General features: G+C 40.0%; 8 protein-coding genes. 5 read left to right on the top strand and 3 right to left on the bottom strand.

Annotated elements, in window-relative coordinates:
* Positions 1-57 precede the first annotated feature (57 nt).
* The 3 genes from M030_RS0106185 to M030_RS25450 form a co-directional block, all read right to left on the bottom strand.
* Complete coding sequence (locus M030_RS0106185) at positions 58-405, bottom strand: nuclear transport factor 2 family protein (RefSeq protein WP_027372698.1); 348 nt, start codon at positions 403-405, stop codon at positions 58-60.
* A 94-nt stretch (positions 406-499) separates the two neighbouring features.
* Positions 500-649 (bottom strand): bacteriocin-like protein, encoded by a 150-nt coding sequence (locus tag M030_RS25715; RefSeq protein ID WP_164464821.1) that lies wholly within the window; start codon positions 647-649, stop codon positions 500-502.
* 15 nt (positions 650-664) lie between these two features.
* Positions 665-808, bottom strand: a complete 144-nt coding sequence (locus tag M030_RS25450) for a bacteriocin-like protein (RefSeq protein WP_155857857.1) — start codon at positions 806-808, stop codon at positions 665-667.
* A gap of 283 nt (positions 809-1,091) precedes the next feature.
* On the opposite strand from M030_RS25450, the gene M030_RS0106175 reads away from it, so the two are divergent.
* The 5 genes from M030_RS0106175 to M030_RS0106155 all read left to right on the top strand — a co-directional run bounded on the left by M030_RS0106175 (position 1,092) and on the right by M030_RS0106155 (position 14,199).
* Positions 1,092-1,949 (top strand): alpha/beta fold hydrolase, encoded by an 858-nt coding sequence (locus M030_RS0106175; protein ID WP_027372696.1) that lies wholly within the window; start codon positions 1,092-1,094, stop codon positions 1,947-1,949.
* 24 nt (positions 1,950-1,973) lie between these two features.
* The gene (locus tag M030_RS0106170) at positions 1,974-2,567 is read left to right on the top strand and encodes a dihydrofolate reductase family protein (protein ID WP_027372695.1); all 594 of its coding nucleotides are present in this window, start codon (positions 1,974-1,976) and stop codon (positions 2,565-2,567) included.
* 10 nt (positions 2,568-2,577) lie between these two features.
* The gene (locus M030_RS0106165; RefSeq protein ID WP_027372694.1) at positions 2,578-2,946 is read left to right on the top strand and encodes a VOC family protein; all 369 of its coding nucleotides are present in this window, start codon (positions 2,578-2,580) and stop codon (positions 2,944-2,946) included.
* Between the two features lie 308 nt (positions 2,947-3,254).
* Complete coding sequence (locus M030_RS0106160; protein WP_027372693.1) at positions 3,255-3,560, top strand: hypothetical protein; 306 nt, start codon at positions 3,255-3,257, stop codon at positions 3,558-3,560.
* A 271-nt stretch (positions 3,561-3,831) separates the two neighbouring features.
* Positions 3,832-14,199 carry a non-ribosomal peptide synthetase gene (locus M030_RS0106155; RefSeq protein WP_185097383.1) on the top strand — a complete coding sequence of 3,456 codons (10,368 nt, stop codon included), beginning with the start codon at positions 3,832-3,834 and terminating at the stop codon, positions 14,197-14,199.
* Positions 14,200-14,227 lie beyond the last annotated feature (28 nt).

Raw genomic sequence — 14,227 nt, 5'->3', positions numbered from 1 at the left:
CAAGACCAAAGGGATTGTCTTTTGTGTACAATAGAAAAAATACTTCAGGCAGGTCTCTTATTTTTCGATGACAAAAGCTTCCAGTTCCACCATTTTATGATCCCTGAATCGCCATATATCACAATAAGAATAGTCCCTCATTTTTCCTCCAGTATCTTTCATACTTATCTGGCCTGTAGCGATTACATAATGCTTTTCAGCAACTATTTTGTTTACAAAAAACTTGGGGGGCTCCAAATAAGTCCGGGCCATATATTCTCGTACGGCTTCCTTTCCGGTGAGGGTCTGGTCTCCTACAAAAATCCATGTCACATCATCCGAACAAAAAGATAAAAAACCTTCGTAATCTCCTTTTGTAATGGCAGAATTTGCGCTTTCAAGAATTTCTTTATTTTGTGTACTCATGGCATCGGATAGTTTATGCAGGTAAGGGGTAGATGTATCGTGATCACAGATACAAAAAAGCCTTATAATCAGAGATCATAAGGCCCTAAAATTTTTAACTCAATATATCACACGGTGCTATACACAACACCCACGGACATCTTTTGATTCCCGGAGGAGGGCAACATGCTTCGGAGCAGCCTGCCGGTGCTCCACCATTGACCTTCTTCAGCTGGTCCCTGGAAATTTTCTTGTAATTTTTCATAAGGCAGCATGTAGATTAAGGCTGGTTTCCACCACCACATCCGTCGAATGGCATACATTGCCATTTGCCGCCGATCATACAAATCTGGCCACCAGGACAGTTGATTCCTCCTTTGATTGATTTTAACTCTTGTCTTTCGATTTTCTTTAAATTTTTCATAATATTTAGGTTTAGTACTTTTCGAAATTAATCAATTTTTCCTAACTAAAGTATAATTATTATAAAATATTTATTGTGAAATGATTTTATTATTTTGTATTCCTCTTTAAATACCTGAAATAAAGCAGAATGTAATAAATATGATCTCATCTTTGAATACTGTTGTAATGAAAGCTATAACACTTTCTTTTCTTTCTGTAAATCTTGTCCTGTGACAAGTTTATTTTTCTGAAAACCAGGTAATTTTGAATAAAAGTTTTAATAAACCAAATCTACACCCATTATGAAAAATATTCTGACAACAGCATTGCTGATCTTGATTGTCTTTTTTACAGGATCAGCATTCTACGCACAAAAACTGAAACCTTCTGAAAGCGGATATGCCGCTGTAAACGGAACCAAAACCTATTATGAGGTCTATGGACAAGGCCGGCCGGTTATTTTGCTGCACGGAGCCTTTATGACCATTGATATGAACTGGGGACAATTAATCCCGAAACTCTCAAAAAACAGAAAAGTCATTGCGCTGGAACTACAGGGGCACGGTCATTCACCATTTTCAGAGAGAAAACTTTCATACCCAACCCTGGCAGGTGATGTGGAAGCAGTTATGGATCAACTGAAAATTGAAACAGCTGATCTTGTAGGATATAGTTTTGGTGGTGCTATAGCTTATCAGTTTGCAGTTCAAAGTCCGAAACGGCTGAAAAATCTCGTTATCATCTCTGCCACGTATAAAAATACCGGATGGCTTCCTGAGGTGAACAATACTTTTAAATCAATGAAGCCCGAGATGTTCGATAAGAGTCCACTGCATGATGCCTATAATGCTGTTGCGCCGGATAAGACGAAATGGACAAAATTTTTGGAACAGATGATGGCTACTGTTAAAACACCATCTGATCTGGGTGATTCTAATATTGCTAAAATCTCCTCACCCGTATTAATCATATCCGGTGACAACGATGGCCTTGACAAAACCGAGCTGGCAAAAACCTATAAACTGCTGGGTGGGGATGTCTCTGCAGATCTTTCTCCTATGCCGAAATCCCAGCTGGCTATTGTTCCCGGACAAAGCCATGTAAGCCTTATGATGCAGACGGTAACCATTCTTACATACCTGAATAATTTTTTAAAATAACTCATCAAAATAATACTACCTGTCATGAGAAAGATAACAGTTTTATCAATGATTACAATGGATGGTGTCATGCAGGCACCCGGTGGTCCGGACGAGGATAGATCAGGAGGTTTTAAATACGGAGGCTGGACGTTTTCCTATAGTGATGATCTTCTGGGAAAGATCACGCGGGAAGAGCTGAAATCTTCTGATTATCTGTTGGGAAGAAAAACATTCGACATTTTTGCAGCTTACTGGCCCTCTCATGCTGATTTTTGGCCCTCCATCAATGAAGGAACAAAATATGTTTTGTCTCAAACTATAGAAATATCAGACTGGAAGCATAGTGTTTTCCTGAAAGACATAGAGGATATCAAGGCCCTCAAAGAATCAGAAGGTCCCGAGATTCAGGTCTGGGGAAGTAGTGAGCTCATTCACTTGTTGCTACTACATGATCTTGTGGATGAGATCCGGCTCAAAATTTTTCCACTCATCCTCGGTGAAGGGAAAAAATTATTCGATCAGAATGCTGTTCCCGGAGCCTTTGTTTTAAAGGAAAATCATATTACTTCCAAAGGCGTGATCATAGCGCGTTATCAGCGTGCAGGTGAAGTTGTAACCGGAGAAATTGAAATTTAAAAACAATGATATGGAGGTGAAATTTGAGGCCGGGATTAATATTGCCCTAAAAATTCCCAAAAACAAATATGAAAAGACGGTCGCTTTTTACAGAGATATTTTAAAGTTGCAGGTGGAAGAAAAACCTATTACTAATCCTACCGTTTCCAGAACTCATGAAGTGAAATTCGGACATAATATTATCTGGCTCGACTGTGTAGATAATTATACCCATTCTGAAACCTGGCTGCAGCTTACAGTACCCCATGTGGAAGAAGCTACAAAATACCTTGAATCAAATGGCGTGGAAACCTGTGACGAAATTGAAGAACTTCCCGAAAATATGCACTGGATTACCGATCCTGCGGGCACAGTGTTTAATCTACAAGAAAAAAAATAAAGAAAATACGAGGAAAAAAAAGCAGAAATCAACCGGTTTCTGCTTTTTTTATGGCTGCTGAATATGGAGCTGTTTCTTATCATGTTTTAGTCGCTTCATAAACAATATTAACAGTGCTTTTTCGAATGTCATATTGTACTTCTTAAAGTGGAGTTAAATCTCAGAAAAAGGAAATATTTATCAATTTTAATCTTACTTTTTAGAATATAATTAATTAAATGAACACGTTGAAGTAATTTTTTTTATAAAATGTCACTCAGATAAGAATTATTTTATTTAATTTTAGCCCACATCAAAAAACTGAAATCATGGATTATACCTTTCTTATTATGGGCATTTTCTTATTGATGACTGGTATCGCATTACGGTACTGGATCAACAGAAGAAGATTCAACAGACGTAATGCTGCAGGATTGGAAGGCTTTACTACCTATGAACATGCCACGGTCATTATGTTTATAGAAGGCATTGGAAAGTTGATCTCCTATACAGTAATCATGGTAGGGTTTTTATTTTTACTCATTCATTGGCAGGATAAAAAACGAATCGAAAGGGAGGCTCGGAATAAAGAATCAATATCTGCCCGTACTTTGTTTTTTAAAAAGACAGAGTAAAACTTTCCCTGGGAAAAGATAAAAGCTGATGTTGAATAAACTTCTTACGATCTTCCAATTTCCTGTACAAGAATAAAAGTAAATATAGAGTGCATTTTTTCAAGTGCTGCATTCTTTATTGTCCTTCTGTCTTTGATCATAGCTGTCTTTTCACTTACGGAATATATTGAGAATGACTGTAGCCGCTTTTTCAATAAAGCATACTTCAATATTGGTATTAAAGACCGTAGTAAACGAATCAAATCTGAAATCTCTTAAACTAATATCTAAAATGAGTACCATCCATTATCCATTACATCCCGCACAGCGAGATATTTTTATTGATCAGGTCATGAACCCGGCCAGCCTACGCTACAGCCAGGGTTGTTACGTACTATTAAAAGACACCGTGAATAAAAGTCTTTTTTTGTCATCTGTTAAGCAAATGCTGTTTGCCCATGATGTTTTCCGCTTACAGTTTGATGCTGATGAGCCGGATTTCCCGGCAGTGCTTGTATCTGAGCTTCCATCAACGATTTTTCTGGAAAAAGACTTTAGTGATAAGTCAGAGGAAGAAGCTTTGATATGGATGCATGAGCAGCTAAACACACCAATACTACTCAAGCCGGGAAATTTTCCCCACCAACATTATTTCCTGAAGTTGAGTGATGACACGTATTGTTATTTTATGCACTATCATCACATTATTTTAGATGGTTTAGGCTTATCCAATTGGTTTAAAGACGTGGCTGAATGCTATCAGGCGCTTGCCAATGATGTGTACTCACGCCAGGAAAAGCCATCCTATGTTTCGATAATGAAAACAGCAGACGAAGAGTACAATTCTTCTGTTTATGAACAGACTATGAACTACTGGAAACAAAAATTCACAAAACCCCTGCCGTCACTTCTTGAAAAGAAATATCCGATAACGGGTGAGGGTACCAGCGAATTATATACCGTAGCACTAAATAAGAAGCAGATTGATTGTTTAGCTTCTTTACAAAAGAATACCGGTGCCGGTTTATCTGCACTTTCCCTTGCTGTACTCAATATTTATTTTGGACATATAACCGGAGAATCTCAGTTTGCACTGGGAGTAACAGTTCATAAACGCAGAAGTAATTGGGAACGTTCCTCTGCAGGAATGTTTTCCGGTGTTTTACCATTTCCGGGTCAATATGATCCGGAGAAGACCGTTCGGGAATTGATGGCTGAGATCAGAGCAGCTCAGAAAGAAAGCTACCCGTATTATAAGTACTTGGTTTCCGACTTTAATGCTCTGTTTCCCGGTAAAGAAGATGGGGCACCACCTTTTGGGATTATTGTGAATCACGGCCGGCTTGATTTTAGGCTTGATTTTGGGCAAAATATATTTTCAGACCTGAAGCTGGTAAGAAATAATCATCAATCATTTCCGTTGGAAATATTCTGGCAGGAATTTGGTGAAAATCAACCGTTACAAATAGAATTTATTTATCATAAAGCCTATTTTTCTCCCGAAGAAATGCAGCTTTTTGCCGATCGTTTTTTACATATTCTGGTACAATGTTCATTGAAGCCTGAGACTCAACTGAAGAATTTCGAAATATTGCCGCCGGAGGAATTATCATTGCTGGAACAATTTTCCAATAGCAAGGAAATATATTCTTCAGATGACACCATTATTTCCATGTTTGCCAGACAGGTTAAGGAAAGCCCTGATTCAGTTGCCCTTATCTCTGATGATGAAAAAATAACCTACTCGAAACTGGCAATGCTTTCTGATGCTCTGGCTTTTCAGCTTCAGAAAAAAGGAGTGATTCAGGGTATGCCTGTACTGCTGAGTATGGAACGTACCCCTCAGCTGATGATTTCTATTCTAGGGATCCTTAAAGCAGGAGCCGCTTATGTACCTGTCGAACCGGATCTTCCTACTGACCGGTTGGCAGTATTAATGGAGGAAGTTGATGCTGAGATTGTAGTAACGACCAGTGTACATGCTTCCAGGTTTACTGATGCAGAAGTTGTATGTTTAGATACTTTAGAGCTTTTTTCGGAACAGGTAACCGATGTTTCTGTTAAAAGTACAGATTGTGCATATGTAATGTTTACATCAGGGTCTACGGGTAAGCCTAAAGGAGTAATGGTAACTCATCGTAATGTGGTAAGCCTGGTAAAAGCGGGAGATTATTTTCCGATTACATCCGATGATAAGATATTGGCTGCAGGTTCTTTTGCCTTTGATGCCAGTACTTTCGAATATTGGGGAGCTCTATTGAACGGAGGAACTTTGGTGATGGCTACCAAAGCAGAATTAATGGATACGGCAAAACTGAAATCCATTATCCGGACACAGAAAGTTACCAAAATGTTTTTTACAACAGGATGGTTTAACCTGCTGGCTGATACAGATGTTTCCGTATTTGAAACATTAAGTGCAGTAATTGTGGGAGGTGAACGTTTTTCGGCTCAGCATGGTAAAAAGGTGAGGAAGCATTATCCTGATATACACATTGTAAATGGCTACGGGCCAACTGAAAATACAACGTTCTCTTTAGCTTATTTAACTAATAATTCTTTGTCTGATGAGATTCCGGTGGGAGTGCCACTTAATTATCGAAGTGCATATATCCTCAACAAAGATCAGAAACAGGTCCCTATAGGTATTACAGGAGAATTATATGTAGGAGGAGCAGGATTGAGTGACGGCTATTATAAACAACAGGAGCTTACTGCTACTTCCTTTATTTCACATTTATTCAAAGAAAATGATATAGAAAAGCTTTACAAAACAGGTGACCTGGTCCGTTGGCTGCCTGATGGAAATATTGTTTTTGTGGGCCGTGCTGATGATCAGGTGAAAATAAGGGGTTTCCGTATAGAGCCCGCAGAAATAACGACCGTATTGCTACAGTCTCCGATGATACAACAGGCTATGGTTATCGCCCGGCCTGATCCTACCGGAGTTCTTCAGTTGATTGCGTACGTTGTCGATTCGGAAAATGCTTATGATAAAGATATTCTTCTGCAATGGCTTGAAACCAAATTACCGGGGTATATGATTCCTGCTCATATCATGTTGCTGAATGAGCTTCCTCTTAATGCCAATGGTAAAGTAGACCGAAATGCACTACCGGATCCGGAAAATACAGTGTGTGGGAAGATTGAGAATCCCCGTAACGAAATAGAAAATAAATTGGCAGAAGCATGGAAGGATCTTCTGCGGATACCTGAAGTGGGTATCAGAGATAATTTCTTTCATTTGGGAGGGCATTCCCTGATGGCAATGCGGGTAAGTGCTTTTATTAAAAATGAATGGAAACTTCGTGTAGCTCCTACCGTATTGTTTACCTGTAAAACCATTGAACGCCTTGCTGCCCGTATCATAGAATTGCAGAGACAGAATATTTCAGATCCTGAGATCATCTCTGATGACCATCATACAGGTAATCTGCCACTATCATTCGGGCAGGAAAGAATGTGGTTCCTTGATCGTCTGCATGGATCAGTGCAGTACCACATTATTTCAGCTTTCAGGCTCACCGGTGAGCTGGATGTAGTATCTCTGGAAAAAGCATTGGCTTATATTGTTGACCGCCACGAGCCGTTACATACCGTAATAAGGCAGGAAGACGGAGTTCCTTATCAACATCTACTGGAGGCGGGCACCTGGAAAATGGATACGTATGGAGAAGATTCTTTGGCACTTGATGATGAAAGTATTCAGTCGGCCATCGATGAGTTGGCCATAATGCCTTTTGATTTGTCTGCTGAGCATATGCTTCGTGCACATCTTATTCCATTATCTTCTCATGAACATATATTAGTGGTCAATATTCATCATATAGCAGCTGATGGATGGTCTTTGTCCGTTTTATCCAGAGAACTTGAAACCTGTTATGAAGCTTTTCTTAACGGTAAAGAACCGGCATTGCCGATGTTGACAATACAATATAAAGATTACTCTGTCTGGCAACGCCAAAGTGAATCACTTATTAGTAAAAAACTTGATTATTGGAAACATAAGCTGAATGGGATAGCTTCATTGAATATGCCTGCAGATTATGCCCGTTCGCCTAAACAGAGTGTACAGGGAGATTCCATGAAATTCAAAGTGAATAAGATATTGACAGAACAATTGAAGGCATTCTCTTTAAAGGAAGATGTGACACTGTATATGACTTTACTGACAGCGTTTAAAGTACTGCTGCATCGATATAGCTCTCAGGATGATATTTGCGTCGGAGGTGCTATTTCCGGACGTTTGCAGCAGGAGTTTGAACCTTTAATCGGATTTTTTGTGAATACCCTTGCTTTGCGCACGGACTTGGGAGGGCAGCCGGATTTCCGTGAAGCATTACACCGGGTCAAAGCAACACTTCTGGAAGCGTATGATCACCAGGAGGTTCCTTTTGAGAGAATTGTAGGGCAGGTGCAGGGAGATCGCGATACAAGCAAAAATCCTCTTTTCCAGATTGTATTTGTATTACAGAATGCACCGGATGTTGAGGTGAGTGTCCTTGGGGAGGTAAAGATTGAACCTATACCTCACCACTACCGCACGAGCCAGTTTGATCTGCATTTTTCAATCAACGAAACACCTGATGGTTTGCAGGCAGATGTAGTATATTGTACTGACCTTTTCAAAACGTCTACCATTGAAAGATTGGTTGGGCATTTTGAAACTCTCTTACATTCCGTAGTGTCTGCTGCAGATGTACCGATCAACAGAATGACCATGTTGAGTACAGCTGAAACAGAGGAATTATTATATTCATTCAGTGGAACCCCGGCTACTTATCCTACGGAACAAACGATTGTGGGCTTGTTTAGAGAACAGGCGATTCGTACCCCGGATAATATCGCAGTCAGTTTTGAGGGAGAACATCTATCCTACAGATCCCTTGACGAGCAATCCACAGCGTTAGCTATTCGCCTTAAAAAGGAAGGGGTTGAAAAAGGGAGTTTAGTGCCGATATGTACAGGACATTGCCTGGAAATGATGGTGGGAATTTTAGGGATTTTAAAAGCCGGCGGAGTATATATTCCTGTAGATCCGGAATATCCCGAAGACCGTATTCACTTTATCCTGACAGATATCAATGCTCCGATTGTGTTAGTCATGGAAAATACGTTTCCGGTTGTAAAGAAAATATATGAATCAAAACTAATAACCCTGGACGGTGACTGGACGATGACAGGAGAATCCGTTGAACTTCCTGCCTGTGATCCTGAGCAGCCTGCTTATATTATTTACACTTCCGGTTCTACCGGCCGCCCGAAAGGAGTAATTATTCCTCATCGTAATGTCGTCCGCTTGTTTATAACTTCCGATCCGTTATTTGATTTTAATGAAAATGATGTATGGACAATGTTCCATTCCTATTGTTTTGATTTTTCTGTTTGGGAAATGTATGGTGCTCTTTTTTACGGAGGACGTGTGGTGATCGTTCCACGTTCAATAGCACGCGATACTATTGCTTTTACAACATTATTGGTGAATGAGGGAGTCACTGTTCTGAATCAGACGCCTTCAGCATTTTATGTTTTACAGGAGTATATTTCATTAAATCCGGTTTCGCTACAGGTTCGTTATATAATTTTTGGAGGAGAGGCATTGCATCCGATGCGTCTGAAAGCATGGCATAAAATATTCCCATCCTGCAAGCTGATCAATATGTACGGAATCACAGAAACCACGGTACATGTAACTTATCAGGAAATTACAGAAAAAGAAATGAATGGCAGTGGGAGTATTATCGGTAAACCCATTCCTACGTTACGTGCTTACATTTTAGATAAAGATTTACAGCCGGTCCCGGTCGGGGTACCCGGAGAATTGTGTATTGCAGGGGAAGGGGTCGCTACCGGGTATTTAAATAGAGAAGAACTCACAGCAGAACGGTTTGTAAAAGATCCGTTCAGTAAAAACGAATACGAAAAGCTGTACAGGGCCGGTGACCTGGGTAAATGGCTGGAAGACGGAACAATTGAATATCTTGGCCGTATTGATCACCAGGTGAAAATAAGAGGGTATCGCATTGAGCTTGGTGAGATTGAACACGCAGTAAATACATTAGCCGAGGTAGCAGAAAATTGTGTGGTTGTAAAAAATTCAAAAGATCAGTCAGATAAAAAACTCGTGTGTTATTATGTTCCTGAAACAAGTTCGGTACAACATCTTGAAAAGTCTCTTTATGCTGATCAGGTGAATCACCTTAATAACCGGAATGATGAGGTTATGGTGATGATGGAAAAACAGATCCGTAAGGCGCTGGCCAATATTATTCCCGAATATATGATACCTACGGATATCATTGCTCTGGAACAAATGCCTGTGACCTCAAACGGAAAAACAGACCGTGGACTTCTTTCAAAGCTTGAAGACCAGGAAAGAAAAAGAAGCACCGGATATGAAGCACCCGTTTCTGAAATGGAAGTTGCAATTACCGGTATATGGCAGGAATTACTTGGTATAGAACGCATCGGTGTTATGGATAATTTCTTTGAAATTGGCGGGGATTCTATCCGTGTCGTAAAAGTAGCTGCCCGTATCAAGAATAGGCTAGGAGTAGAAATTGGGGTAGCTGATATTTACGGAGCTCGTACAGTGCGTGATTTAGCATCATTATTAGAAAACAGCACCCGGGATAACGGAAATGAAATACATTCTGAAATTATCAGAGAGCTCGTTGAGCTGGAACAAAAATACTTACCATTGCTGAATACCCATAATCAGCTGGAATCTGTTTATCCTATGACCAGCATTCAGAACGGGATGATCTATGCGTCATTGCGTGATCCGGATTCTGCAGTGTATCATGACCAATTCCTTTATCCGGTTAACCGAAAGATAGATAAGCTGGTTTTTGAAAAAGCTTTAAAGCTAATGGTTGATAAACATGAGACCTTCAGGACTACTTTCCATCTTGGACTACATGAAACAGGATTACAGGCTGTATCACGTCATATACCCGTGATGGTTGAAGAATTTGATTTGTCTGATCAGGATATAAATGGGGTAAAGCAATACCTAAAGGCCTATCTGGAAAAAGAGCGTATCATTTCTTTTGATATTCAGGAGGGGCCGTTGTGGCGGGCTGCTCTCCTACACTGGAATGAGGGTACTGTTTTTATTTTGCAATTTCATCATGCTATCCTGGATGGCTGGAGTGTAGCTGCTTTTAATACGGAATTATTTAACCTTTATCTTCAATTGGAAAAAAAAGCAGATTATCAGTTGCTTCCACGATTAAATAGGCACTATCGTGACTTTGTAAAAGAAGAATTGACAAGAAAAAAACAGGGATCGGATCATGCTTTCTGGAAGGCTGAAATGGAAGATCATCAGAGGCTTGATATTTTTACATCCGAAGAAATCTATGAAAATACTGTGGTAGGATATAATGTCGAGGTCCTTCATCATCTGAAAGATGTGGCTAAAGATTATGGATTGTCATTAAAGTCTGTATTTCTCGGTATTAGCCTGTATGTTACAAGTATGCTCAGCTACCGACGCAAGATTACCATCGGGCTGGTTGCTAATAACCGGCCAATTGTAGAAGACGGAGATAAGTTGCTGGGATGTTTTCTCAACACTATTCCGTTTGTATTCGATATGCCAGAGCCGGGTGAATCCTGGATCAATTATTTTAAAAAAATAGACGAAAAATTAAAGCAGCTGGAAATTCATGACCGTACACCTTTGGCGGAGATTGCCCGGATCAACGGAGAATCTTCACCTAAGGAAAATCCTTTTTTTGATGTTTTGTTTAATTTTATCAATTTCCATATTTATGACGAACTCGAAAAAGATCTTGTCAATGTACAGCTCGGAAAAGAATCGCTTACCGATACAAGCTTTGGAGTTGCCAATACTTTTCTAAACTTTTCCATCAGCCTTACCGGAGATGATATGAAAGTTGTCTTTTCTCTTTCCAGAATGCTTCAAAGTGGGAAGACAACTAAAGATCTGCAATATTATTTCGATTATATATTAAATTGTTTCCGCTATCGGGCAGAGCAAGAAGTAGATAAACAATTACTTTTACCGGCTACAGAACAAGAATACCTGATCAAAAAGCTCAATGATACTGATGCTTGCTTTTCAAAAGAAGCTACCCTTACCTCTTGTTTTGATAAAACCGCAGAAGCATATCCTGATAAAATTGCTTTGGTAGCACTGGATAAGGAGTATTCTTATTATACATTACAAAGATGGGTAGACCGGATAGCAACCTTATTAAGTAATGCCGGTGTCAGTCCGGGGATGTATGTTCCGCTGATGGCGGATCGTACGGCAAATACGGTTGCAAGTATTTTAGCGATTATGAAACTAGGGGCCGCTTACGTTCCTATTGATCCTAAGATGCCTGAAAACAGGGTTGCCATGATTTTGAATGATACTGGTGCGACGATCGTTGTTGGTCATCAATTGCCCGTGTTTGAGTTTTCTTCTGAAATTATATTTGTCAATACCACTGAAGCTTCCCATGTTACGGTAATTGAGGAATTTCCTGTGTGGTCTTCTTCTTCCTGTGCTTATGTAATCTATACTTCCGGCTCTACAGGAGTGCCAAAAGGAGTGCCTGTAAAACACAGGTCCGTTCTTAATCTTATTGAAGGGTGCAGTCAACAGCTTGGTTTCACAGCAGATGAGCGAGCATTACAGTTTACCAATTTTACTTTTGACGCGTCAGTAGAAGTCATGTTTTTATCCCTATTGAACGGATCAACTTTGGTATTGCCGGAAGATGAAGTATTGCATGATCCGGATCTTTTCTCCCGGCTTATAAAGACGGAACAGATCAGTCATCTGGTTCTCACTCCGGGCTTCCTGCAGAGTCTTGGGCATATCAGATTGTCTTCTTCCCTGAAAAGGATTGTTGTTGGTGGGGAAGAGTGTCCACCTGCTTTGGCCTCTTACTGGTCTCAGTATGTGGATTTTTATAATGAATATGGCCCTACCGAAACTACAGTTACAGCCACAAGGTATAAGTATACCCAACCTTTAAAGAAGACGCCAATAGGAAAACCAATACAGAATGTTTCTATATTTGTTTTAGATGAACTACAGCAATTACTTCCTGCAGGAGTACAGGGTGAAATTTGCATTAGTGGAGAAGGAGTGACGGATGGATATCTGCACCGCCCGGACCTGACGGCACACAGATTTATACCAAACGAATTCAATACTGTTTCAGGTTCTGTTATGTATAGAACCGGAGATATAGGAAGATGGCTTCCGGATGGTAATCTGGAATACGAACACCGAGCAGATAACCAGGTAAAAGTGCGTGGTTACCGCATAGAGCCGGGTGAAATTGAATCTGTTTTGCTTCAACATCCCGACATAAAACAGGCTGCAGTCCTGGTGCAAAAAGACAAGCATCATGATAATCGTCTGATCGCTTATGTCTCAGTAACCGACGAGTTGCCGGAAGAACAAATTATTTCTTATCTCAGAACGCAGCTGCCTTATTATATGATACCGGCTTATGTGCAGGTGTTGCCACAAATTCCCCTTACTATTTCAGGCAAAGTAGACCGAAATGCCTTGAGTATTGATTCTCCCAAAGAGTCAGAATCTCACAGGATTATTCTTCCTGTGAATGCCATGGAAAAAATGCTTAAAGATATATGGGTAGAGCTGCTCGGTACCAATGAAATAAGTACCGACGATGACTTTTTTGCGTTGGGAGGCCACTCTCTCACTACGTTACAACTGCTAAGCCGTATCCGCTCGGAAGGATATGAGGTGCAGTTGAAGGAGATCCTTTCTCATACCACAATTGCCGGACAGGCAACTTTTCTTATGAATGACCATAAAGATCTTATAAAACCTGAAAAAATAGTACATAATGAGCATATCAGGTTGCTTAACAGGAGCAGTCAATCACAAAAAATATTCTTATTGCCGGGATCTAATGGAAATTGTGATGGATATGACGAGCTGGCTGATGCTTTGTCTCCTATAGGAGCGGTATATGGCATTCAGATGATGGGGGTACTGGAGGGTGAAAGACCACTGGATAATATGAGGGAAATTGCAGAAATTCAACTGAATTGGATCAAGGAAATACAGCCCACCGGACCTTATCAGTTTATTGCTCACTCTTTTGGAGGACATGCATTGTTTGAAATGATTAAACAACTGGAGCAAGCCGGAGAAAAAGTAGAAATGGCCGCAATACTTGATATTTCGACAACTTTACCAGAATCTTTTTATGATGCGGCGTATGTCATGAATTTTGTAATCGGCTCATTGATTAAATATAGATTGTTAACCACTTCAGAGCCGGAATGGAAAGATGACTTTCAGCATGAATTGTCAACCTTGATAGCTCAAAAAAAAATCCCGAATATTTCAGAAATGATGCAGAGCCGAACACTTGAAAACCTTGAAACTAAAGGATTAATACTCCGCATTATCGATTTGAATATTGCTAATATGATGCTTCATTATACCATCGAAGGCCGTGTTGATGCTCCTTTCATCTTAATAAAAGCAATGCAGGAGCGCGTTCCTCATGAGTTTCCGGCATTGGGATGGGAAAATCACACCAGATCGTTACAGGTGGAAGAGATTGACGGAGGACATTTTACTATGCTGTACAAAAATTTCGCAACAGAAATAGCTGTATTATTGCAGCAATTTATTGTTGAATTAACCGAGTAAATATAGTATCACTTCCCAAAAGTTCCTA

This window comes from Chryseobacterium sp. UNC8MFCol (genome assembly GCF_000482305.1).
GTDB classification, from domain to species: domain Bacteria; phylum Bacteroidota; class Bacteroidia; order Flavobacteriales; family Weeksellaceae; genus Chryseobacterium; species Chryseobacterium indologenes.
Note: the sequence above shows the minus strand (reverse complement) of the source record. Positions and strands in the feature narration are given on the sequence as shown.